The sequence below is a fragment of the Myxococcales bacterium genome, assembly GCA_022563535.1.
Lineage (GTDB): Bacteria > Myxococcota_A > UBA9160 > UBA9160 > UBA4427 > DUBZ01.
This window is the reverse complement of record JADFNE010000012.1, coordinates 1-23,666: the sequence shown is the minus strand read 5'-3', so window position 1 is coordinate 23,666 and position 23,666 is coordinate 1. Positions and strand designations below refer to the sequence as shown.

16 protein-coding genes are annotated in these 23,666 nt (G+C 59.0%); 11 read left to right on the top strand and 5 right to left on the bottom strand.

What is annotated here, in order from left to right; genetic code table 11:
- Positions 1 to 9 precede the first annotated feature (9 nt).
- The 4 genes from IH881_05780 to IH881_05765 all read left to right on the top strand — a co-directional run bounded on the left by IH881_05780 (position 10) and on the right by IH881_05765 (position 5,852).
- Positions 10 to 2,388, top strand: a complete 2,379-nt coding sequence (locus tag IH881_05780) for a glycerol-3-phosphate 1-O-acyltransferase (GenBank protein MCH7867188.1) — start codon at positions 10 to 12, stop codon at positions 2,386 to 2,388.
- Positions 2,389 to 2,409: 21 nt separating this feature from the next.
- On the top strand, positions 2,410 to 3,837 hold the full coding sequence (locus tag IH881_05775) for a wax ester/triacylglycerol synthase family O-acyltransferase (GenBank protein MCH7867187.1): 1,428 nt from the start codon (positions 2,410 to 2,412) through the stop codon (positions 3,835 to 3,837).
- 64 nt (positions 3,838 to 3,901) lie between these two features.
- Entirely contained in the window at positions 3,902 to 5,326 is a 1,425-nt protein-coding gene (locus tag IH881_05770) for an HAD-IB family hydrolase (GenBank protein ID MCH7867186.1), read from the top strand.
- Positions 5,327 to 5,369: 43 nt separating this feature from the next.
- The gene (locus tag IH881_05765) at positions 5,370 to 5,852 is read left to right on the top strand and encodes a MaoC family dehydratase (GenBank protein MCH7867185.1); all 483 of its coding nucleotides are present in this window, start codon (positions 5,370 to 5,372) and stop codon (positions 5,850 to 5,852) included.
- A 28-nt stretch (positions 5,853 to 5,880) separates the two neighbouring features.
- Here IH881_05765 and IH881_05760 read toward each other — a convergent pair whose 3' ends face one another.
- The 4 genes from IH881_05760 to IH881_05745 form a co-directional block, all read right to left on the bottom strand.
- Positions 5,881 to 7,557 carry a hypothetical protein gene (locus IH881_05760; protein MCH7867184.1) on the bottom strand — a complete coding sequence of 559 codons (1,677 nt, stop codon included), beginning with the start codon at positions 7,555 to 7,557 and terminating at the stop codon, positions 5,881 to 5,883.
- 234 nt (positions 7,558 to 7,791) lie between these two features.
- Positions 7,792 to 8,766: a cyclase family protein gene (locus tag IH881_05755; protein MCH7867183.1), complete on the bottom strand. Its 975-nt coding sequence runs from the start codon at positions 8,764 to 8,766 to the stop codon at positions 7,792 to 7,794.
- Between the two features lie 34 nt (positions 8,767 to 8,800).
- Positions 8,801 to 10,093 (bottom strand): cytochrome P450, encoded by a 1,293-nt coding sequence (locus IH881_05750; GenBank protein MCH7867182.1) that lies wholly within the window; start codon positions 10,091 to 10,093, stop codon positions 8,801 to 8,803.
- A 19-nt stretch (positions 10,094 to 10,112) separates the two neighbouring features.
- Entirely contained in the window at positions 10,113 to 11,588 is a 1,476-nt protein-coding gene (locus IH881_05745; protein MCH7867181.1) for a patatin-like phospholipase family protein, read from the bottom strand.
- Positions 11,589 to 11,818: 230 nt separating this feature from the next.
- Here IH881_05745 and IH881_05740 point away from each other — a divergent pair, with 230 nt between their 5' ends.
- The 7 genes from IH881_05740 to IH881_05710 all read left to right on the top strand — a co-directional run bounded on the left by IH881_05740 (position 11,819) and on the right by IH881_05710 (position 21,896).
- Positions 11,819 to 12,820 (top strand): NAD(P)H-dependent glycerol-3-phosphate dehydrogenase, encoded by a 1,002-nt coding sequence (locus IH881_05740; GenBank protein ID MCH7867180.1) that lies wholly within the window; start codon positions 11,819 to 11,821, stop codon positions 12,818 to 12,820.
- Positions 12,821 to 12,915: 95 nt separating this feature from the next.
- Positions 12,916 to 14,145, top strand: a complete 1,230-nt coding sequence (locus IH881_05735) for a GNAT family N-acetyltransferase (protein ID MCH7867179.1) — start codon at positions 12,916 to 12,918, stop codon at positions 14,143 to 14,145.
- An 88-nt stretch (positions 14,146 to 14,233) separates the two neighbouring features.
- Positions 14,234 to 15,940 carry an NAD-dependent malic enzyme gene (locus IH881_05730; GenBank protein MCH7867178.1) on the top strand — a complete coding sequence of 569 codons (1,707 nt, stop codon included), beginning with the start codon at positions 14,234 to 14,236 and terminating at the stop codon, positions 15,938 to 15,940.
- A gap of 254 nt (positions 15,941 to 16,194) precedes the next feature.
- On the top strand, positions 16,195 to 16,881 hold the full coding sequence (locus IH881_05725; protein ID MCH7867177.1) for a succinate dehydrogenase cytochrome b subunit: 687 nt from the start codon (positions 16,195 to 16,197) through the stop codon (positions 16,879 to 16,881).
- A 1-nt stretch (position 16,882) separates the two neighbouring features.
- Entirely contained in the window at positions 16,883 to 18,796 is a 1,914-nt protein-coding gene (locus IH881_05720) for a fumarate reductase/succinate dehydrogenase flavoprotein subunit (GenBank protein MCH7867176.1), read from the top strand.
- Positions 18,793 to 19,578: a succinate dehydrogenase/fumarate reductase iron-sulfur subunit gene (locus tag IH881_05715; protein MCH7867175.1), complete on the top strand. Its 786-nt coding sequence runs from the start codon at positions 18,793 to 18,795 to the stop codon at positions 19,576 to 19,578. Before IH881_05720 ends, IH881_05715 begins: the two co-directional genes overlap by 4 nt.
- Positions 19,579 to 19,844: 266 nt before the next feature.
- Complete coding sequence (locus IH881_05710) at positions 19,845 to 21,896, top strand: PAS domain S-box protein (protein MCH7867174.1); 2,052 nt, start codon at positions 19,845 to 19,847, stop codon at positions 21,894 to 21,896.
- 110 nt (positions 21,897 to 22,006) lie between these two features.
- Here IH881_05710 and IH881_05705 read toward each other — a convergent pair whose 3' ends face one another.
- The gene (locus tag IH881_05705; GenBank protein ID MCH7867173.1) at positions 22,007 to 23,611 is read right to left on the bottom strand and encodes a DUF3604 domain-containing protein; all 1,605 of its coding nucleotides are present in this window, start codon (positions 23,609 to 23,611) and stop codon (positions 22,007 to 22,009) included.
- Between the last annotated feature and the right edge of the window lie 55 nt (positions 23,612 to 23,666).

The window sequence follows — 23,666 nt, the reverse complement described above, 5'->3', positions numbered from 1 at the left end:
AGTCGCCCGATGCCGAACCCCGCGCCCGGATTGGCGCAAGAGCTGAAGCCCAGTTGGCCCGCGCACGGGAAGCGGGGGGTCGTATTCCTTCTCGACGCAGCTTCTTCGTTCGAAGAAGCGCTTCTGCGCAGCTGGATCGAACGCACGCGACCCGACGACGTCAAACCTGGAGAAGTCGAGGCGTTCTGTATTCCACCTTCAAGGCGACCGCGAATTTCGCGGCTGGATCCGCTCGAACCCGCCCTGGCCACCTCGAACGATCCGCTGCTGACTCCGTTGCGGGTGATCTGGCTCCCGATCGAAAAGCAGGGGAAACGTGTCGCGAGTCTGTTCGACTTGCTTCGCTTTGGCGACCCGCGCGATCCCGGTCGTTTGCGCGCGCGCTTCATAGCGCGTTTGTCGCCAGATCGCGTTCGCGTGATCGCGGCCGAACCGGCAACTGTTTCGGATCTTCGAGCGCGTTGGGCGTTGGCTTCGAGCCAAGATGTCGCCGAGACCGTCGGCCTCGCCCATTTTGTGGCCCGGCAGGCCGCGCTCGCCCTCGACCGCGCCGAACGCAAGTTACGTGGTGCTCGATACAAGGTTCCGCGGTTTTTGCACGAGGAGGTTCTCACGCGACCGTCCTTTCGCGGCGGGCTCGACCAGTTCGCGCGAGACGAAGGTCGCTCACCCGCCGCCGTGCGTCGCACAGCCGCGCGCTACCTGAAGGAGATCGCCGCAAAACACAGTCCGATGATGATCGACATCTTCGCTCAGTTGGCGCGCTCCGCTGCAATCCGAGGCTACGATGCCCTGCGCTTCGATCAAGAAAAGATCGAAGAAATACGCAAGCTCGCCCAGCAACACTCGGTGGTATTCCTCCCCTCCCACAAGTCCAACCTCGATCACGTGGTCTTGTTTCACGTACTTCACGAAGACGGGATGCCGCCAAGCCACACGGCGGGTGGCATCAACATGAACTTCTTTCCCTTGGGCCCACTCGCTCGTCGCGCGGGGATCTTTTTCATTCGCCGGAGCTTTGGTGACAACGAGGTCTACAAATTTGTCCTGCGGGCCTATATCGACTTCTTGATCGAAAAACGTTTTCCACTCGAGTGGTACATCGAAGGGGGGCGATCACGCTCGGGGAAGATGCTGCCACCCCGATACGGGATGCTGTCCTACGTGGTGGATTCGTATCGCCGGGGCAAGAGTGAAGACGTCATCCTGATCCCGGTATCCATTGCCTACGACCAGATCTCAGAGGTTGGCGACTACTCGAGGGAAGAACGCGGTGCAGCAAAAGAAGCCGAGGGCTTCACCTGGTTCATCAGGTTCATGCGTCGGCTTGGATTGAAATACGGCAACATCGACCTTCGCTTCGGCGAACCTCTTTCCTTGCGCGCGGCGCTCGGGCCCCCAGATCAGAATGGAAACGGAGACGCGTACAACGACCTCACAGTTCCCAAGCTGGCATTCGAAGTCTGTACCCGGATCAATCGTGTGACGCCCATTACTCCAATATCTCTCGCCATGGTCGCGTTGCTCGGTTGCGGCGACCGCGCGATGAGTTTGAGCGAGATTCACATCTCATTGACAAATCTCGTCGACTTCGTGACCCGGCGTGGTTTGCCCACGACGTCCACGCTGTCGTTCGGCTCCCATGAAGAAATCCAGCAGACCCTCGATCTTCTGGTGAAAAGCGGCGTGCTCGCGCGCTTTGATGAAGGTCCCGAGGTGATCTACTCGATTGCCTCGGGCCAACACCTGTCGGCCGCGTACTACCGCAACACGGTGATCCATTTTCTCGTGAGCAGCGCGATCGTCGAGCTCGCCCTGCTGCGTGCTTCGGAAAGTGATCCGGGAACTTCGGCCCAGAAGTTTTGGGATGAGGCCATGGGCCTTCGGGATCTGCTCAAATTCGAGTTCTTTTTTGCCGATAAAGACGATTTTCGCGAGGAGATTAAACAAGAACTCTCTCTCCAGTCGAAGAACTGGAAAGAGCATCTCGACGACCCCGTAGCCGCCCGGAGTTTTCTTGAACAAATTCGGCCCTTTCATGCCCACCGTACCCTGCGGACATTTCTCGACGCCTATCAAATTGTCGCCGACAGACTCGTGATGCTGGGTAGCGAACCCGTGGCTGATGAATCAAAATTACTGAGCGAATGCATGGTCTGGGGCAAGCAGTACACCCTGCAGAGACGTATCCGAAGCGCCGAATCTGTTTCGAAGATCCTGCTCCAGAATGGTTTCAGTCTTGCCCGCAATCGAGGGCTTCTAGTCGGGGAGCCGAGCACGCTTGCGGCAGCGCGCGAACGCCTGGTCGACGAACTACGAGAAACGAGTCGGCGCATTGATGTCATTGATGCACTGGCTTCTGCTCGTCGCGCAGGTGCCCTCGTGTAGCGAGCGCGAAAGGGATGTGAGATGTCACAAGGAAACTACGAACGTCTGTCCGCGACCGATACTTCGTTTTTGATCCTCGAAAGACCATCGATCCCGTTACACATTGCAGCAACACTGATCTACGAGTCCGGGCCTTTCGCGACGCAAGGTGGTGGCGTCGATATCGATGCCTACAAGGCGGCGATCGAAGCCGTGCTGCACCGCATCCCTCGTTATCGCCAGAAGCTTCGATGGATTCCCGGTGTGGGGCATCCGGTTTGGGTAGACGACGAAGAGTTCAATCTCGACTATCACATTCGACATACAAGTCTGCCCCGGCCCGGCAGCCTGACACAGCTCAAGCGACTCTCGTCGCGCATCATGGCAAAGTCTCTCGACAAGACGAAGCCACTCTGGGAGGCCTGGGTCGTCGAAGGATTGGAGGGCGATTGCTTCGCGGTGATCCACAAGATTCATCACTGCATGCTCGACGGTCTGGCGGGACAGGATCTGGTGCAAGTTCTCCATGCGACATCACCAGACATCACCGAACCCGAGGAGCCGCAGGCCTACATGCCGCGGCCGACTCCCGGGGCGGTAGATCTCTTGCGCGACGAGATCGTCAGATACCTCGGCTTGCCTGGACGGGCCGCCCGCGGCATACGCGCAGCGGTTCAAGAGATCAGCGAACTGGGAAATGAGATCACAACTCGCGCGAGGTCTATTGTCGGGGCCGTGCAGAACTTTCGGGATGTTCCCAGCAAGACACCATTGAACGAGCCGATCGGCCCACATCGGCGCTTCGACTGGTTGGAGATGGATCTATCCGCAGTGAAGGCCATTCGCAAGGCAGTCGGCTGCACGTTCAACGACGTGGTGCTCACGATCGTAACGGGTGCTGTGCGCGAGTTTTTGCTCGGGCGTGGTCAAGATCTTGCTGGACTCGATTTTAGAATCGCCACGCCGGTAAGCATTCGCGAGCCGGAAGACCAACCGACGAAAAGCCTGATCTCACAGTGGATCGTCAAGGCTCCGGTAGAAGAGCCTCGCCCGCTCGAGCGCTTGGAAACGATTCGCGACATTACCGAAGAACTGAAGACATCGGACCGGGCCATGGACGCAGACTTGATCATGGCCGCGGCGGAGTGGACGCCGACCGTCCTGTTGAGCCTGGCAAGTCGCTCGGCTTTCCGCGCGCCTGCCTACAACATGATGGTGACGAACATCCCCGGTCCGCAGTATCCCCTCTACCTGTTGGGCGCCAGATTGCTGTCCCAGTACTCTCAGATGCCAATCGCCGAGGCGACCGCGCTGGGAATTGCAGTGGTGAGTTACGACGGGAAATTGTGCTGGGGATTCAACGCCGACTACGACCTGGTTCCAGACCTCGGCGTTTTCACGAACCTGATCGACGCTTCCTTTGACCAGCTTGCTCGAGCATCCGGCATTACTTTCGATCTCGACCCGTAATCAGGCGATACAGATACGTACCGCCTGAACGCGTTCCTTGAACGCATTACCTGGAGACGAAACCATGGCTTCTCGCAGAGAACTCACCCGGGCAATCGCTCGCGGCCCGAGCGGCCCCAAGATCGGCGCCTTCTTTGATGTCGACCGTACTCTGCTCGCGGGTTTTTCCGTCACCGCCTTCTTGCGCGACAAGATGGCGAGCGAGGGCATCGGCCTGTCGAAGACCGTGGCTTCGATCGGCGGTGCTGTTCGCTTTGGTCTGAGGCAGACGAGCTTTCCCGCCTTTGTAGAAGAGTCCTCCGGCGATCTCGTTGGATCGACCGAAGAAGAACTCAACGAAGTGGGCGAGCGGGTTTTTCATCAGCGTCTTGTGACCGACATCTATCCCGAAAGCCGCGCGCTCGTAGAGGCGCACCAACGAATGGGCCACACGGTTGCCATCATTTCGTCGGCGACCCATTTTCAGGTCGATGCGCTGGCGCGGGAACTCGAGATCGAACATGTGCTGTGTACCGAACTCGAATTCGTGGACGGAAAATTCACGGGCAAGGTCGTGCGACCGGCATGCTTTCGCGAGGGTAAAGCCGAGGCTGGCCTGGCTCTTGCGGAGAAGTACGATCTCGATCTTTCGGAGAGCTACTTCTATACAGACAGTCGGGACGATTTGCCGTTGCTCGACATCGTAGGGAAACCTCGGCTCGTCAATCCCGACAGCGAACTCTCCCAGATTGCCAGCCGCAACGGTTGGCCAGTGTTCCGATTTCAGAGTCGCGGCCGACCGGGACTGCGCGAGATGATCGGTTTTGCAGCTTCGCTGGGTGCCATGGGGCCCGCTGCCCTGGTGGCCATCCCCGCTGCGATTGCGAGCGGTAGCCTGCGCCGAGGCATGGACATGATGATGTCAACCTACGCCGATCTTTCGACTTCGCTCACCGGTGTCGAAATTCAGGTCGACGGCGAAGAACATCTTTGGTCCCATCGTCCGGCGGTCTTCATCTATAACCACCAGAGCGGACTCGATTCAATGATCATGTCGCACCTGCTGCGTCGAGATGTCGTGGGCGTCGCGAAGCAAGAACTCAGAGACACGCCAATCTTTGGCCGGTTGGCGGAACTCGCAGGTACGGTCTTCGTCGAGCGCGGCGACCGCGAAAATTCGACCAACACACTCAGGAGTGCAGAAGAAGCCGTGCGCCAGGGTCTCTCGATCAAGATCGCGCCCGAGGGAACACGCAGTGTGACCAAGAGGTTGGGCCCTTTCAAGAATGGTGCGTTCCGCATGGCAATGACGACGGGGATTCCGATCGTTCCCATCGTGCTCAAGAATGCGCTCGACGCCCTGCCACGACACGCGATCGTCACTCGACCCGCTACAGTCGAGGTTGTAGTCCACCCGCCAATTTCAACCGATGGATGGAAGCTCGAAGACTTGGACGAACACATCTCGGATATCCACGCCTTCTACGAGAAGACTCTCGCTGACGGCTAACCAGAACTCGCGCAGGCTCACCATGCAGGGAGAACATCAGAACATGTCAGACAAAGCAGAAAAGGCATTCAAACTCTTCAAGGAAGTCGAAGGTGTCGAAGAGGCAACCGGCGAATGGATGGAGATCAACCAGGATATCATCAACCAGTTTGCAGACGTCACCCACGATCACCAGTTCATTCACGTCGATCCCGAGCGCGCCAAGCAGACACCATTTGGAGGGACGATTGCCCACGGGTTCCTGACGCTATCGTTGCTCACGCATCTGGCGTCTTCGGCGAATCCGGAAAATCCCGACCCCGCTCGCCTGGAAGGCATGGTGATGGGTGTCAACTATGGGTTCGAAAAGGTTCGCTTCATCAACCCCGTCAAGGTCGGTAAACGGATTCGCGTACACCGGCTGCTCTCCAAGGTGGAACTCAAACGAAACGCGGTCCAACAGACCCTGACCATGACAATCGAGATCGAAGGTGAAACCAAGCCCGCGTTGGTCGCCGATTGGCTCACGCGGGTAGTGTACGCCTAACAGCCCGTTGGTTCTGCCCGGTTCTCGCTCAGAAGAGCTCTATTTCTCCACCCTGGGCCTGATGGTCATCAGTAGCAGTAGCCTGGATCGACTCGAACGGTTTGTCTGCGCGGCACGCCTCGAAGGCGACGATCAGCCTGGTGAGCCGCCGGGCTGAGCTGGCGAGCATGATTGCGGATTGGTGCGAATCCGCAGTGTGCGAGATCGTGCTCTTCGAGGCTTCGGTCAGGTCGCTGATGTGTTCCTGGATCACAACAGTGTTACTGGTGGCGTCGGCGACCCGCTGATTGAGTTCCCCTGAGCGCTCAATTTCGTCCATCAGGCCGTCGACAATCTTTGTTTGAGCGCCACTGATCAAATCGATGAGTTCATCGATTTCCTCGATGTGTCCGATGGCCGATTTGGTTTCACTTTGAATCGAATTGATGCGCGATTCAATTTCTTCTGTGGCCTTGGCGGTTTCTCCTGCGAGGGCCTTTACTTCATTGGCCACGACACTGAATCCGCGGCCAAACTGGCCGGCGCTCGCGGCCTCGATGGCTGCATTCAGGGCGAGCAGATTGGTCTGGGCCGAGATCGAACGGATCAGTTCAATGACTTTGAAGACCGCGTCACCGCTTTTGGCAAGACCCAGCATGCCGACCTTCGCCAGTCCACAGGCTTCGACGGCGTTGGAGGCGATATTGGACGCGTCCAACGAGTGATCTGCAATCCGCTCCACTTCTCCGCACATGCGGGAAAGCTCTTCTTGAGCCTGGCTCATGTTTTCCGACACGCCCCGACACTGGTCTTCAACCAATGCAGCTCGTTGCGAGGTCAGGCGTGCGTTGTCCGTCGCGACCTCTCCGACTTGTTGCAGAGCCTGGGCGCAATCCGCCAGTGGCGAAAGGGTTTCGGAGATTTGCCTCAGCATCGCTCCGAGGGATTCGTTCTTGGTACGCTCTGCGACCTGCTCTCGGATTTGATCCGTCATGCGCTCTCCGACCAACAACAGGCCGAGGTCTCCCCCCGCAACATCTCGAACCCGGACGACATTGAATTCGATGAGTTCCGCGCCGAAACCCACGAGTCGCGTTCGAGGACTCCTGTCGCTGTCTTCCAGGGGGAACACGTCGTCTAGAAACTCGAACGAAGTGTGGGCAAATCTCAGGTTCGAGTTCAGCCATCCGCTGCTCGGTTCGGGGAGTTCGCCGATCTTGAAGATTCGTTCCATTTCCGGATTGACGAGCGAAACCTGGTGATTGACGTCGGTCGTGATGACCCCGAGTGGCAACTGGTCGATCAGGGCTTGCAGCCGCGAACTCGCCATCTGCTCGGTGCGCACGGCTTCCCAATCGATTTTGTCACGCTGAAGCTGTTGGCGCAGCGTGGAGAGCAGGTGGCGGGTCGCGTCTGTGAGCCCACTCGCTCCGATGAAGTCAATCGAATGGCTCGAGAATTGCGTGGAGAAGTCTCCGCGCTCAGCACGTACGAGCGCGGCTGTCTCCGATTGAATTTTGAATCCAATTCCGGCGAGGTAGAGCAGCACGGGAAGTGTTACTGCGGCAGCGCCATGTGCTGCGCTCGCCTCGCCTCCAAACCACCATTGAACAACAAGAACGTATCCTGCGGAGCTCAGCAGTGCGCCGCGAAGCAGCAGCGAGACGGCCGTCAAGCCACCAGAGGAAGCTCTGGTTCTTTTCTCATCAGACTGAGGATTGTCCACGTGCAAGCTCCGCTCGCGAAACAACGCGATGAAACGTCAGGCAAATGGATCGGAAGAACTCCGAATTCAATCAAGTGAAAGGAGTGTCATTAGGCTGCGAGTGAATCTTTATCGACGACATTCTCGCGGCCAATTTTCTCATCAGCGCAGAGCAAATCGAAATGCTGCCTTTTGAAGAAACCGCTATCGATCGAGCAACAGCCCCAGGAACAAGGGTTGTCTGGGTGCTGGCGGCTAACGAATCGCGATAGGATTGATGACCATCTGCACCGCGCCGACGAACTTCGGTTGGCCGAGGACGAACAAGAACTCCCATGCGGAATCCGCCACAAGTTCATCGGTCCGGATGTTTTCGAGCACGTAGATGCCGTTCTTGGCCAGCAGGATCTGGTGCACTGGAAACACGAGTTCGGGATCGGGGTTCGGAAGTACATCGAGCCCCCAGGTATCCGCGCCGATCGCCACCACGCCAATCGTGGCGAGGTACTCTGCACCGTCCACGTCGAGCCCAGGTTCCGTTGCCATGAACTTTTCTGGATCCGTGGTTGCGAGTTCCTGCCACCCGGTGTTGAAGATGACGACGTCGCCTCGCCGCAACTCGATGCCTTGGCGTTTCGCTGCAGCTTTGATGTCGCTCACATGGATTGGCGTTCCGCCAGCGAGCATCTTGACCTTCTTGAGGCCGGCGATGTCGAGTAGAACCCCGCGAGTGACGATGGGCGGTAGCAAATGTGTGCCGAAGCGCGTCAGACCATCGGCTCGCCAGAAGTCCGAAACGTGGGTGCCGTTGTAGTAGACGTGCTCGATCCCCAGATGACCGAGTCCGTCGATCTGGGTGCCGATGCCGAGCCAGGTCGTCATCCAATCGTCGTTGAAGGTCCCGCGATTGCGCCCCATCACCGCGCCGGATCCATCTCCGCTCGCGACCGCAAACAGCTGAAAGCTGCGCGAGCCAAAGGCCGGGGTGTGTCGGCCGGTTTCGACAGCCAGCGAGTAGGTCTTCCCGGTCTTGATCAGTTTTGCGGCTTCGAGCACGCCTTGGGGAGAGAGTTCATTGATTGCGCCAAGGGTATCGTCGGCGCCCCATTTCGAGGGATACCAATCGGCTTCATTCCCCTCCGCAGAAGCGAGGGACGCCACCAAAGCGATCGATGAAATCGACGCGACCCACGCGCAGGCCACGAGTAGTTGTGCGAACGATCGAATCATGAAGACCCCTCCAGTGGTGGATCATTTTTTCGGCTCAGGCTTTCATCGCTTTGAACTTGATCGGAATTCTACCGGGGACCCGGAATAGCGAGCGGCCCCATTCGGTGGTCTTGTCTACGAGTTCCAGTTGATCGAAGCGCTGCACCAGAGAGCCGATCGCAATTTCGGTCTCGAGGCGCGCGAGGTGCGCACCCAGGCAGAAGTGTGCGCCGCCGCCGAAGGACAGGTGCGCAGGGGTATCACGTCCCGGTGCGTAGCGAGCGACGTCGAAGCGGTCGGGATCTTCGAAGATCTCCGGATCGCGATTGGCGCTCGCCAGGATCGCAATGATCTCGGTATCCCGGGGAATTTCATAACCCCCAAACATGGTCGCCTCGTGCAGAACGCGAACCGAAGCGAGGATCGGGCCCGAATAGCGCAAGCATTCTTCTACTGCGCTCGCATTGAGTTCGGGATGAGCGCGAAGCTTTGCCAATTGCTCGGGATGTTGAATCAACGTCGTCAAGCCGTTTCCAATCAGCCCGATCGTGGTTTCGAATCCGGCGATCAACAGACCGATGGACTGGGAGAGCAGTTCTAGTGGGTTGAGTTTGTCTCCGTCTTCTTCCGCGGAGATCAACACGCTCAACAGGTCATCACCCGGGTTGTCCCGGCGCGATTCAATGAGTTGATTGAAGTAGCCGAGCAATGACATGCTCGCGGCTGCGACTCTCTTTTCCAACGCTTCATCGCCGAGACCGCGCAATATGAGCAGTCCGTGAGTGGCGTCCGTGGTCCATTGCGTGAAGTCTTCCTGGTCCTCAGTTGGGACACCCAGCAACTCACAGATCAAGGTCGCTGGAACCGGGCGCGCCAAATCGGCGATCAGATCCATCTCTCCACTCTCGGCCACGCGATCGAGCAGCCCGCAAGTGATCGCTTCCGCCCGGGGTCGCCACGACTCGATGGCTCGCGGGGTGAAGGCCTTCTTGACCAGCTTTCGCAAGCGCGTGTGCGTCGGTGGATCCTGAAGCAACATGAACAGCCCCGTACCCGGCATTGATTCATCTTGACCGGGAATCAGACCGTTGGTCAAACGCATGCCCGCCGACGCCCCGCGCAACAGATGCTGGACATCCTGATACCGGGAAAGCCGCCAATTCCCCTCCGGAGTGAAGTTGACCGGTTGGGTTTCGCGCAGCTGATTGAATCCGGTATAGGGATCCTCGATCTGGGTCTCGGTCGGTACGGATCCGTACCATCCGGGGATCGGAGCGACGGGTTCATGGGACTGAGGTTGCTCCGGGCTGCATCCTGCTCGTGGCTCCGAGGCCGATCGATCGGTCAACGCTTTTCTCCTGCAGACATCAATTGGCCGGTGCGACCCAGCGAACCCGTTCGAAGCTCTTCTGAATTTCAGGAAGAGATTGCGACATCTGGCGGCGCCCCCAGCCGATCGATCGGTCGAGTTCTTCGGCCGAAGGAAGCAGGTTCAGTGGAGAGAGCGTCGGCCGGAACTCGATGCGTTTCTGGGCATAGCGTCGACTGAGTTGAACCTGATACGCGACCAGTCGCGTGATCGGCTGAAGCCAGATGTGGCCGAAGCCCATCTGTGGATGAAAACAATCGAAGGCCAGGAAGTAACAGTTGCGGGTTCCAATCTTGCCAGATCGCACCTGACGCCACGCGGTCCGGGAGGGGACGTTGTTTGCCACGCCACCGTCCACCAACGCGATGACGTTTTCACGCTCCATCAATTCGCGCAGGATCGAGTGCATGCGTGGATCGTCTCCGGTGACGTCGTAGTGCAAAATACCGGGAATGGCCGCCGAAAATCCTGCGGCGTCGATCGCGTTGAATTTTTCAGTCAGCTTGTCGGCGCCGATCACGATTTCTTGCACCGCGCGCGGATTGATGAAGCCAACGAGTCGTACGAGTTGCGATGCGATCTGGGCGCGCAATTGCAATGGACTCGGCTGCTCGTCCAGTGCCAGGTGATGGGAGCGCGCGTATTGTTCTGGATCTTCGCCGAGCGCCCGGCGACGCACGCCGGCGACCACCGCTTCGTACGGAATGTCGAGATCGGGCAACAGGAGCTCGCAGCCCTGGTCGTCTCGGAATGCACCGCCGATGGCCGCGTGCAGATAGAGACGCATGATCCCGGGCAGGCCGTAGCGGGTCTTGATGCTCAGAAAACGAAAGACCTGGTCGCGGCGCATTTTCTTCGCGAGGCGCAGGTATTCATCAAAATCCGCAAAGCGATCGCGTGCGCGGAACAGCCCGAGCACCGCGCCAATCGAAGCGCCGATCACGTAGCCCGGGATGAGCCCCGCGCTCTGGAGCACGTCCCATGCGCCCAGATACACGTAACCCGACCCACCTCCGCCCCCGGCGACAGTTACCAAGGTCTTGATTCCCAACTCCTGGTCGAGTTCCCGGGCACTGAAATCGTTGACGTACTTGCTGATCACCTCGGCCCGGGTCTTCGCGAGGTTCGGGAGCATCGGGTAGAGCGCGCGATTTGCGGCCTCGACGCGCTCGCGGCTGTTCTTGGTCTGGACCAGGACATTGCCCAGGTTGGTCAATACCCTTCTTCGCCAACCCGCCAGGAGTTGGGAGCGCACGACGACATCGGGTCGATTCGTCAGGCCTCCCTTCTTGGCCGCGCCGGGCTGAAACGTATCGAGCGCAGCGAGTGCGAGGGCGTAGCGGAGTTGGTTCTCACAGCGTCGGTTGACCACACCGGGGTGTTTGAACAGCCCCTCGACGAGCTTGCGATCCATCCGCTGAAGGCGGAGGAGCTGCTCTTCTCGGTCGGGACTTGCTGGAGAGGCAGTGGTCACAAGCACTCTGTGAAGCCAGTTGATTCTGTTGACATCGAGACGGCAACTCCTTCCCCGAGTTGTGGAAGATAATGAAGAGTTTAGTCACTGGAAGGCGCGGCGGCGACCAGATTCGCAGGGCAAACTGTCATGAGGCCGTTCTTGGCGATCAGGCCCCCAGGATGCATAATCCCTCGGCAGCGGACCCAGATCCGATCGGTCGCGAATGAGAATTGGGGAGGATATAGAGCATGGATCTTCGCGTTTCCGTACTGGGGGCAGGGTCGTTTGGCACCACGATCGCTCATCTGGCCACGGAGAATGTCCCGACCTTGCTGTGGTGTCGTCGAAAAGAAACCGCGGCCGAAATCAACGCCGAACATCGCAATTCCAAATACCTGCCCGGGCACGAATTGTCGTCCCGCCTGCGGGCGACGGGCTCCCTCGAGGAGGCCGTGAGGGATGCGGATGTCCTGGTCATGGGCGTTCCCTCGGTGGGAATGCGCGAATTGTTGGGAAAGGTGAAGCAGTACATCCGACCCTGGGTGCCCATTTTGAGTCTCGCCAAGGGACTCGAGCCGGATTCGAATCTTCGGATGAGCGAAGTGATCAACGAAGTTCTTCCCGACCACCGAGCGGGTACGCTCACGGGGCCGAACCTCTCGAAAGAAATCATGTCGGGCTTTGCCGCGGCGAGCGTCATTGCGTTCAGGGATGCGGACGTCGCGCGTCAACTACAGGGCGTCTTCAATTCGGGATTGTTGCGCGTCTATACCAACCACGACGTGGTGGGTTGCGAATTGGGCGGCGCCCTCAAGAACGTGATTGCGATTGCGGTGGGGATGGGAGACGGGTTGGGGGTCGGGGACAATACGCGGGCGGCGGTGATGACCCGCGGTCTGGCAGAATTGACGCGGCTCGGGGTCGCGATGGGCGGCGAACCCGCGACCTTCGCCGGGCTCGCAGGAATTGGCGATCTGATTGCAACCTGCGCGAGCCGACAAAGTCGAAATCGCTTCGTAGGCGAAGAACTCGGTCGCGGCCGGACAATCAATGAGATCACCGCGGACATGAATCAGGTAGCAGAAGGGATCAAGACCAGCCGAGTCATGGTCGAGCTCGGCGCCAAGTACGATATTGATCTACCGATCGCCCGGGAGGTCTACGGCGTCATCTACGAGGGTCGCGACGCGACCGACGCCTACAGTGGACTGACCCGGCGCGAACCCGGCGCCGAAAACGAATCCGGCTGAACCGCTTTGACGCAAGTTCCGCGTTACACCGTGGAGGCGTTTTTGCCGATCAGTAGTTGACAGCGCCTTGGAGTCGGCGATGTTCTCGCCTTCCCATGTCCCCGACACGCGACTTGACGATTCGAACGATTGCGGCTGCTGAGGTTGATCTCTTTCAGCGGCAGCTGACCCGCGCCTTTGGTGGCGACCCCCTCCCCGAGGCGGACGAGTTCCGGCTGCTCGAGGTGTTGGATCTCGATCGCATGATTGCAGGATTCGACGGCGATCAGCTCGTGGGGACCTGCGCGGCTTTCACCCTGGACCTCACCGTGCCGGGCGGGATTCTGCCGATGGGCGGGACCACGGTGGTCTCGGTTCAGCCGACCCACCGCCGCCGCGGCCTGCTGCGCGGGATGATGAGCGCGCACATAAAAGACATACGCGACCGCGGCGAGCCCCTGGCCGGGCTGTGGTGTTCGGAATCTTCCATCTACCAGCAGTTCGGCTACGGCGCCGCAGCGGAGCTCTGCGAGATGAAGGCCGACTCGCGCAGAATCCACTTCGTCGGTGAGCCCGCGGACCGGAACCTGCGCACGATCGAGCCGGATGAAGCCTGCAAGGTGCTGCCAGAAGTGTATGACCGGGTGCGTCAGGGACGCCCCGGCATGTTCACCCGCAGCGCCGGCTGGTGGAAGAGCACTACCTTTCGAGACGTCGAGTCCGAGCGAGAGGGATACAGCGCCAAACGCTTCGTCATCTGCAGCGGCGAGGAGGGTGTCGACGGCTACGTCATCTATCAGCAGCAGGAAAAGTGGGATGAATTTCCCGAAGGCAATATTCGCGTAATCGAGTTGTTCGCCGCCACAGCCGAGGCGAGCGACGCGCTGTGGCGCTTCATCATGGACATCGATCTCTTTCCGAAGGTCAACTTCTGGAACATGGCGGTCGACGACGAACTCCCGTGGCGCGTGACCGAACCGCGTCGGGTGGAGCGCAGATTCCAGGACAGTCTCTGGCTTCGCGTGCTCGACATCCCCCGCGCGCTCTCCGGTCGCGTGTACTCCGAAAGTGGGCGCTGTGTTCTGGGCATCCACGATCCCTATCTGCCGGAGAACAGCGGCAGTTACGAACTTATTGCTGATGGAAAGGCAGCGCAGTGTCGCCGCATCCAGGCCGACCCCGACGTCCGTCTCGAGATCGACGCGTTGGGAACACTCTTCCTGGGCGGCCACCGAGCGACAACCCTGGCCCGGGCCGGCAGAATCGCGGGCACTCCCGCGGCCATCGAGTCACTCGACCGCATGTTTGCCTGGAGCCTGCTCCCGTGGTGTCCCGAGGTCTTTTGAGGGACGCCTTTCGCGATTCGGTGTAGGATGGGGTGTCGTTCGGCCCCCTGCGACAGCTGCACGGATCCGCTTCGACTGGAGGATCGCGATGGCGACGAACTTCGTTCAAGCGCGGGACGGCAGCCTGGTGGTCAAAACCGATAAACGTGGGATCGACATCCTGTCCGATCCGCTGCTCAACAAGGGAACCGGTTTCAGTGCCGAAGAACGTCGCACACTGAAGATCGAAGGGTTGCTTCCAAAGGCAGTCGCGGAGATCGGAGCCCAGGTGAAGCGGGCCCTGGACAACATCGCGCGCAAGTCTCCCGATCTCGAAAAGTACATCGGCATGATCTCACTACAGGACCGCAACGAGACGCTCTTCTATCGCTTGTTGCAGGACCATATAGAAGAGCTGATGCCGATCGTCTACACGCCTACCGTCGGTGAGGCGTGCACATCGTTCAGTCAGATCTTCAGGCGTGGTCGCGGGGTCTGGATTACCCCAGACGATCGGGGCCGCATCGACGAGGTACTTGCAAACGCAGACAACGGTTCCATCCGCTTGATCGTCGTCACCGACGGCGAGCGCATCCTGGGGCTGGGGGACCAAGGTGCCGGTGGTATGGGGATTCCGATCGGGAAGCTTTCCCTCTACACGGCGGCGGCGGGGATTCATCCGCGTCACTGCCTGCCCATTTGTCTCGACGTGGGCACGGACAACCAGACGCTGCTCGACGATCCGGAGTATGTAGGGGTACGCGAAGCGAGACTTCGAGGGGAACCCTATCAGTCGTTTGTCGCGGAGTTCATCGAGGCTGTGAAGCATCGCTTCCCGCGAGCGCTCTTGCAGTGGGAAGACTTCAAAAAGAACAACGCGATCGAATTGCTCGCTCGGTACCGCAAGGATCTCGCATCCTTCAACGACGACATCCAGGGCACCGCGGCCGTGGGTTTGGCCGCAGTGCTTGCGGCTGGCCGAAAGACCGGGACCCCGATCGACCAACAGCGGGTCGTGATCCTGGGCGCTGGAGCGGCAGGTGTCGGAATCGCTCACCAGTTGCGGGATGCGATGCATCGCGCGGGTCTCTCGGAGGAAGCGCTGATCCGGGCGATCGCCTTGATCGACAGTCGCGGAATGCTGGTCGACAGTCGAGAGATTTCTGACGAGTTCAAACGTGTGTTCGCATGGCCGGACAAACTCGCGCGCGCATGCGGGCTCGATCCAGGCAAAACGATTGATCTGCTCAAGGTCGTGGACGCGCTCGAGCCCACGATTCTGATCGGGACCTCGGGCCAGGCCGGCGCGTTCACCGAGGAGGTGGTTCGCGCGGTGCACAAGGGTTGTTCCGAGCCCGCGATATTTCCGTTCTCCAATCCCACGAGCAAGTGTGAAGCGGCGCCCGCGGATATCATTCGCTGGACGGGTGGACATGCGCTCGTTGCGACCGGTAGCCCCTTTCCGATGGTTGAATACGAAGGACGTTCATTCCGAATCGGTCAGAGCAACAACGTGTTCGTGTTTCCGGGGGTCGGGCTCGCGTGCCTGGTAGGTGATGTGCGCGAGGTGACGGATTCCATGTTCACGATCGCCGCGGAAATTGTCGCCGAGTCGGTTGAAAAGCAAGACCTCGACGAGGGAACGCTGTTTCCGCGACTGACCACATTGCGAGAAATCACCCACCGCATCGCCTGTGCCGTAATACGCGAAGCGAACGACCTCGGACTCGGGAACGAAATTCCGGACGGCGAAATCAAAAATCGGGTGTCGCAGATGATGTGGGAGCCCGCCTACCCCAAGATCGAAGCGGAGTAGCGGTAGCTTCTACCCTCATGCGCATCGGGCAAGGCGCGATCCATTTACGTTCTACCAAACTTGTTGCAAGCTTGAATATCGGGCTGTGTGCTCAGCCCCTCACCTCGAGAACTAGCGAACGCATGGTTTTGGGATTCCATTATCGTTCGGTTTCTGAGAGAATTTTGGCAGTGCGAAGAAGTGTCGCAACCGACATCATTGGACGAGTCGCGATTCGCGTCGGGATGTCAAACCATGGAGGATCGGATTCGCAAATGCATAGGCTGATTCGACTCTTCAGTACATCGATTGGTCGCAAACTCGTCATCGCCGTGACCGGAGCCATGCTACTCGGCTTTCTGCTGGGCCATATGCTCGGCAACATGGCTCTGTTCCAGGGACCCGAGGCGATCAACGCTTACGCGTCCTGGCTACAGGGCCATCCATTGTTGATTTTCATGCGCTTGGGCCTTGCTCTCGTGTTCGGCATCCACATCTATGCGGCGGTGCAACTCACCCGTGAGAACCGCGCCGCTCGACCCACCCGATACTCGCTGTCTCAGGTTTATCAATCGAGTTGGGCTTCTCGCTACATGGTGTTCACGGGGTTCCTGGTAATTGTGTTCGTCGTGGGCCACCTGCTTCACTTCACCTTTGGCGTGGTGTCACCGGAGAATTTCGGGAGTGTCGATGCAGCGGGTAGACACGACGTCTACTCCATGGTGGTAAACGGCTTTCGCAACCCGTGGATCTGTGGTGCGTACGTCGTCGCGATGAACCTGGTCGGCTTCCATCTCTTTCACGGAACCCGAAGCTTGTTTCAGACGGTGGGTATCAATCACACCAGTTACAACGGAGCAATTCGCGCGGCGAATCTCACGGTCGTAGCGATCTTCGTGATCGGAAACTGCTCTATTCCCATCCTGGTGTACGCCGGGGTCATTGGTCTACCAGGGGGATGATGTGAACCTCGACAGCCGAGAACCGGACGGTCCGCTGGAACAGAAGTGGGAGAAGTCTCGCTTCGACATGAAGCTCGTGAACCCCGCAAATCGGAGAAAATATACCGTGATCGTGGTCGGGTCAGGGCTTGCGGGCGCTTCTGCGGCTGCGACCTTGGGCGAACTCGGTTACGACGTTCATTGTTTCTGTTTTCAAGACAGCCCGCGAAGGGCGCACAGTGTCGCAGCCCAGGGTGGCATCAACGCCGCGAAGAACTATCAGAACGACGGCGACAGTGTGCAGCGACTCTTTTACGACACGATAAAAGGAGGCGATTTTCGTGCGCGAGAGAGCAACGTCTATCGGCTTGCACAAATCAGTTCGCGCATCATCGATCAGTGCGTGGCCCAGGGAGTTCCCTTTGCCCGGGAATACGGTGGGCTGCTCGACAATCGCTCGTTCGGTGGCGCCCAGGTTTCGCGAACGTTCTATGCGCGGGGCCAGACCGGTCAGCAACTATTGCTCGGCGCCTACGGCGCCCTGAGCCGACAGATCGCTGCGGGTACGGTCAAAATGCACTCTCGGGTGGAAATGCTCGATGTGGTGATCGTCGATGGGAGGGCGCGGGGGATCATCACCCGGCACCTGGTATCGGGACGCATCGCGCGCTGGGCCGGTGAAGCGGTCGTTCTTGCGACGGGCGGATACGGAAACGTCTTTTATCTCAGCACCAACGCCATGGGGTGCAACGTCACCGCTGCCTATCGCGCCTATAAGAAGGGCGCGCTGTTTGCGAACCCTTGTTACACGCAGATTCATCCGACGTGCATTCCGGTCGCTGGCGAGTACCAATCCAAACTCACCTTGATGAGCGAGTCCCTGCGCAATGACGGACGCATCTGGGTACCCAAGGCGGTCGGAGACGATCGCGACCCCTGGCTCATTCCCGACGAAGAGCGCGATTTCTACCTCGAACGTAAATACCCGGCGTTTGGAAACCTCAGCCCGCGAGATATTTCTTCGCGCGCGGCCAAAGAGGTTTGCGACGAGGGGCGAGGGGTCGGAACCCTGGGCCGGGGTGTGTATCTCGACTTCAGGGATGCGATCGATCGGGTGGGCAAGGACACCATCAAGGAGCGCTACGGAAATCTCTTCGATATGTACCAGAAGATCACCGGAGAGAATCCTTACGAGCGTCCAATGCGTATCTATCCGGCTTCCCACTACACGATGGGAGGTTTGTGGGTCGATTACCACTTGATGAGCACGGTCGAAGGGCTCTTCGTGATGGGGGAGGCGAATTTTTCTGATCACGGCGCAAATCGCCTGGGCGCCAGTGCGCTCATGCAAGGGCTGGCGGATGGTTACTTCGTGATCTCCGATTCGATCGGCAACTACCTGGGCGCCACGAGGCTTACGAAGGTCGATTCCGAGCTTGCGGAGTTTCGCGATGCCGAGAACGAGGCCCGCGCCGCGATTCAGAAGCTCCTGGACGTCAACGGCACTCGCTCTGTAGATTCCTTTCACAAAGAACTCGGTCACATCATGTGGGAAGGCTGCGGAATGGCACGCAATGAAGACGGGCTCAAGAAAGCGATCGCTGATATCTCGACCCTGCGCGACCGCTTCTGGCAGGATGTGCGCGTGACGGGAAAGAACGAAGAGTTCAACGTAAGCCTCGAACAAGCCGCTCGGGTGGCGGATTTTCTCGAGTTTGCCGAGGTGCTCTGTTACGACGCCCTGGATCGCGACGAATCGTGTGGCGCGCACTTCCGAGAAGAGCATCAAACTCCCGACGGCGAGGCCAAGCGTGACGACGAGAACTTTGCCTATGTTGCGGCCTGGGAGTTTACCGGCGTCGGGAACAAGCCAGCGCTTTCCAAGGAACCCCTTGTATTCAAGAACGTGGAACTCTCGACCAGGAGTTACAAGTGAATCTGACACTCCACGTATGGCGCCAGGAAAATCAAGAAAGCGAAGGCCGGATGGAGGTCTATCAGGCCAACGATGTCAGTGAAGACAGCTCGTTTCTCGAGATGCTCGATCAAGTCAACGAGTCGCTGATCGTATCCGGAGGAACTCCAATCGCGTTTGATCACGATTGCCGCGAGGGAATCTGTGGCATGTGTTCGCTGGTGATCAACGGCATTGCTCACGGACCACAAAAGGAAACGACCGCCTGTCAGTTGCATATGCGTCACTTCAAGGACGGCGACACGATCACGATCGAACCCTGGCGAGCGAGGGCATTCAAGGTCATTCGGGACCTCGTGGTCGACCGCCGTGCGCTGGATCGAATCATCCAGGCCGGGGGGTACGTCTCGATCAATACTGGGTCCGCACCGGACGCCAATTCAATTCCCATCGCAAAAGAGGATGCAGAGGCCGCGTTCGACGCCGCCCAGTGCATTGGCTGTGGCGCGTGTGTGGCCGCATGCCCCAACGCTTCGGCGATGCTGTTTGTCGCAGCCAAGACGGCGCAACTCAGTCGACTTCCGCAGGGACAACCCGAACGCATGAAGCGCGCCGTTCATATGGTCGAAGCGATGGATCGCGAGGGCTTCGGTGGCTGCACAAACCATTATGAATGTGAGGCTGTCTGTCCCAAGGGCATTCCCGTCACATTCATCGCCGAGCTCAACCGAGATTTCTTCAAGGCGGCCTTGCTGAGTCAAGAGTTCAGTCCCCTCGCACCTCCTGTGGAGATCGACGAGTAGCGGCTGTCGCGTACCCCGCGACAAACACGCCGGGAAAATGCCCGCGGGCTGAATCATGCGGGCTGGTTCAAGCTCGGTTGATTCTCATACTTGAAACTCGAAAGTGTCGCCGAAAATCGCGAGTCCGCGGGGTTTGGCAACATTGATTGTCAATCAATGTTCAACACTCTGCGTTGGGATCGTGGTATGTTGCGCCTCTCCTGCCTGGGCCCGAACTGGCCAAGATCCAAAATTCCATCCCAAGATGTTTGCCGGAGTGCATAACGATGAATGACCCCTCGCGAAAGGAATTCGAATCTACTGAGGAAGCTCGCATCGCCGCAATTCTGCGCAGTGGTGCGATCGATGCTCCTCCCGACGAACAACTCGATCGCATCACCCGCATGACTGCGCGCGTCTTCGGTGTTCCGATCGCAATGGCGACTATCATCGATGCTGACTACATCTGGATCAAGTCCAGTGTCGGGTTCGAGCCTACTTGTCTCGAGCGGGAGGATGGACTCTGTGAACTAGTCATCAAGACTGGATCGGTCGTGCAGCTAAACGACGCGCGAAAACATCCGGTCGCGAAGCTTCATCCCCTGGTCGACAACGGGGAGGGGATCGTCTTTTACGCCGGTGCTCCAATTCGAAACTCGGAAGGTCATATCCTCGGCACGCTGTGCATTGCGGATCTGAAGGAGAGATCATTCAGTGAATACGACCGCAAAACTCTTCAAGACTTTGCCGATTGGGTGGTGGACCTGATCGAGCGACGCCGCGCCGAACGCGAAAGGGGCGAGGACCGTCTTCGCTTCCAGGCCCTTTCCAATAATCCGCAGCTCGAGATGATCGAGGTCGATGATACAGGTGTGATCGTGGACTCAAGTCACACCGTATTGAAGGAATCAGGATTCGATCAATCCGAAATCGTGGGCCAGCCCCTTTTGAAGTTCATTCACCCGGATTCACAACAAGAGATGATTGCGGCGCTCAACAGTGTGATCAACGGAGATTCCATCGAGATTTTCACGGACATTATATACAAGGACGGAAGTACTCATACCTTCGAGGTGTCGTCTTGTCCCATTCAAATCGAGAGCGGGGCGACCCATGCGATGTCGATTCTGTGGGACGTCACTGAGCAACTGCTGATCGAAGCCAAAGTGTCCATCGCCGAAAGGCGCTACCGAAAGTTGTTCGAAACCAGTCGAGATGCAATGGCATTCCTCACCGTAGCCGATGGCAAGATCATGGAGGTCAATGGCGCGTTCTGTGAACTGACCGGCTACTCGAAGGAAACCCTCGAGCAGATGCTGTATTCGGACCTGCGCTCTGCGGACGTTGACCCCGAGCAGTTGCAGGAAGATCTCGTACAACTCGAGACCACGGGGATTTCTCCGGAGCGCGAGCGCGAGATGCGCTGTAGAGACGGCTCGGTGGTCCCGGTTTCGGTATGCGCCTGGCTGTTGACCGACGATCGGAACGAACCACTCGCCATCTTGTCTCGTACCCGCAACATCACCCAGCAGAAACAACTCGAGCGTGCCCAGGCCCAGCAGCAAGACCATCTCGAAACCCAGGTTGCCCAGCGCACCCAGGAGCTCGAAGAAACGCTCACCCGGCTTCGCCGGGCCGAGCGCCTCGCGTCCGTGGGAACCCTCGCGTCGGGCCTTGCCCATCAGATCAACAACCCCATCGGGTCGATATTGAACTCGGCTGAATACGCATTGCTTTGCGAAGAAGACCAGGACGCCGATTCGGTTTGGAAGGAAGCGCTGCTCGAATCGGTCGCGCAAGCCAGACGCTGTGGGCGAATCGTTCGCAGCATGTTGCAGTATTCCCGCGGTGCGCGAACCGAGCGGTGGGCCGAAGACTTTGGAGACGTGCTGCAGCGCGCGCTCAACGCCACCCAGTCCTATGCAAAGTCCAATCATGCAACGATCAAGGTTACGGAGGACGGCCGTCCCACACCCGTGTTGGTGAATCCGATCGAGATGGAGCAGGTGTTGGTCAATATCATCAACAACGCGATCGAATCGAATGCTTCGGGTGCCAACATTTCGATTCAGCTCCAGGCGCGGGAGGAGCAGGTCTGTATTGCGGTTACGGACGATGGCAGGGGAATCCCGCGCGAGCATACGAGCCGCGTGCTCGATCCGTTTTACACGACCCGTCAGCAGGAGGGTGGAACCGGGCTCGGGCTGAGCGTCGCGGCAGGCATTGCGGTCGAATTTGGCGGCACACTGTCGGTGGCCAGCGAACCCGCCGCAGGTACGACCGTGACCATCATCATGCCACTGGCAATATCCACGACCACGCAGGATGCGCGGCTCTGAAGCCTCGCGGGTGATGGGGCGTGGGTTCTTCAATTGGCTGCGCTGCGACGCGAGGACAAAGCCGGAAAATTCACGAGGCGCAGGTTGAGGAACGGGGATCGGGTGGCGTCTCAGCTTTCGCCTTCAACCCGCGGTTGATCGACGAAGATGGGCGATGACCACGCGCGTTCTTCGGTTTCTGCGAGACAGTCGTCGTCGTTGGGGCGCGCACTACACGGCGAAACCTCGACACAGCGCCCCGATTCGTCGTAGCTGCACCCCAATGGATTCGCGCCGACCGCGAGACTCGGGGCCTCGATTGCGCGTACGTAGTAGATGACGTCGCGTCCGAGTCGTTCGTATTCCGGGTCGCTGAATGCGACCCGGCAGCCCCCACCGTCCCCAGGGCACGGAATGACCTTCCACGGATCGTCGATCAGTCCCACGATTTCTTCGTCAGCGTTCAGCTGAGGCTGTATGCGCACCACCTCAATTCTGGTGATGGGACGCCGGGTGTCCGATGGGTTGTAACACTCACCCTGGCACAAGCGATCGATGCGGTCCTCACTCATCGCCGAAAGCGCGTCGGCCGGGCAGCCGGGCTTCTGTTCGAAGGAACCGACCGCGCGCACCTGGAAGATGGGCGGCTCCCGAAGTTCGACACTGCTGCCCATGGGTTGCGGCGCACCGTCCGGCCCATTCAGGAGATCGAACCAGAGCAAAATGCGCGGACCACTGGTTCCGTAGACCTCCCGGCGTTGCATCGCATCCCAAATTTCTTCTCGACTGCGTCCGTTGCTGTGAACCGCCGCCAGGCCGCCGTTCAAGAAAAAGGAAGCAGCGCGTTCGGTTTCGAAGATGGCGAAGACCGCGGTGCTGAACTTTTGATCGTACTTCTCCGAGTATGCTTTTGGCTTGGACTTTGCCTTGTAGCCCAGAGGTGTATCAATGAAGTTGCCAAAGCGCGCCTCGGTGAATTCCGAGCGCGCGACCTCCTTGTAGCCCGTACCGGGTCGCGCGGAATGATTGTCGCTCGCGGCGATCATGCCGAAGCGGAAGCGGCCGCTGTCATCGTCTCGTCCCGGTCGCCCCAGCGCGAGGATGTACTGAACCGAATTCTTTGGTCTGTAGTTGAACGTAGGCTGAAAGCAGTCACGGCACTGACCCGAATCCTGCCATTCGGATGTTTCCACGCCGGGAACCGTATTTGCGCCACTATTGCGATACGCATCTACGTAATTTTGCCGCGCGATCTCGGCGCGGCCCGCGCACTCTTCGGAGCTTTCACCGGCGCCCATGCACCGCGCCTCGATGATTTCTCCCGCGCGCCAACACGACGGCAGGTAGTTGCTGTTCGGCGCTGGGCAGCGACGCTCTCCATCCGCATCGGTTGTCACTTCGTTGAACGGGCGAAACTCTTCCGCGTTTCCGTGGCCGCTCATGACCTCGATGATTCGCTGGCGGTTCGGGTCGTGCATGCCCGGTGCGATCTGCTTGTCCCAGGAAGAGCCGAGAGGTGTATAGAAGCCCCAGGTGGTGCCGTGCGGGATCACCATCGCCTCGTGGCCCCATTCATCGAGTTTGGCGAAGAGAATGTCGGGCGTGCCCGCGCTTTCCTGACAATCGCGTGGCAGGTCTCTCACCGCCACACCCTCCTGGCAGGGGACGTTGGTCTGGATCTCGGCCAGATAGCGGGCCAGCTCAGGTCCACCGGAGTTGAACAGATAAGCCGCCATGCCTCCAACCAAAACCTTGTTAGGCGCGGTCTCGCTGATCGGCGGAGTTCCAGGG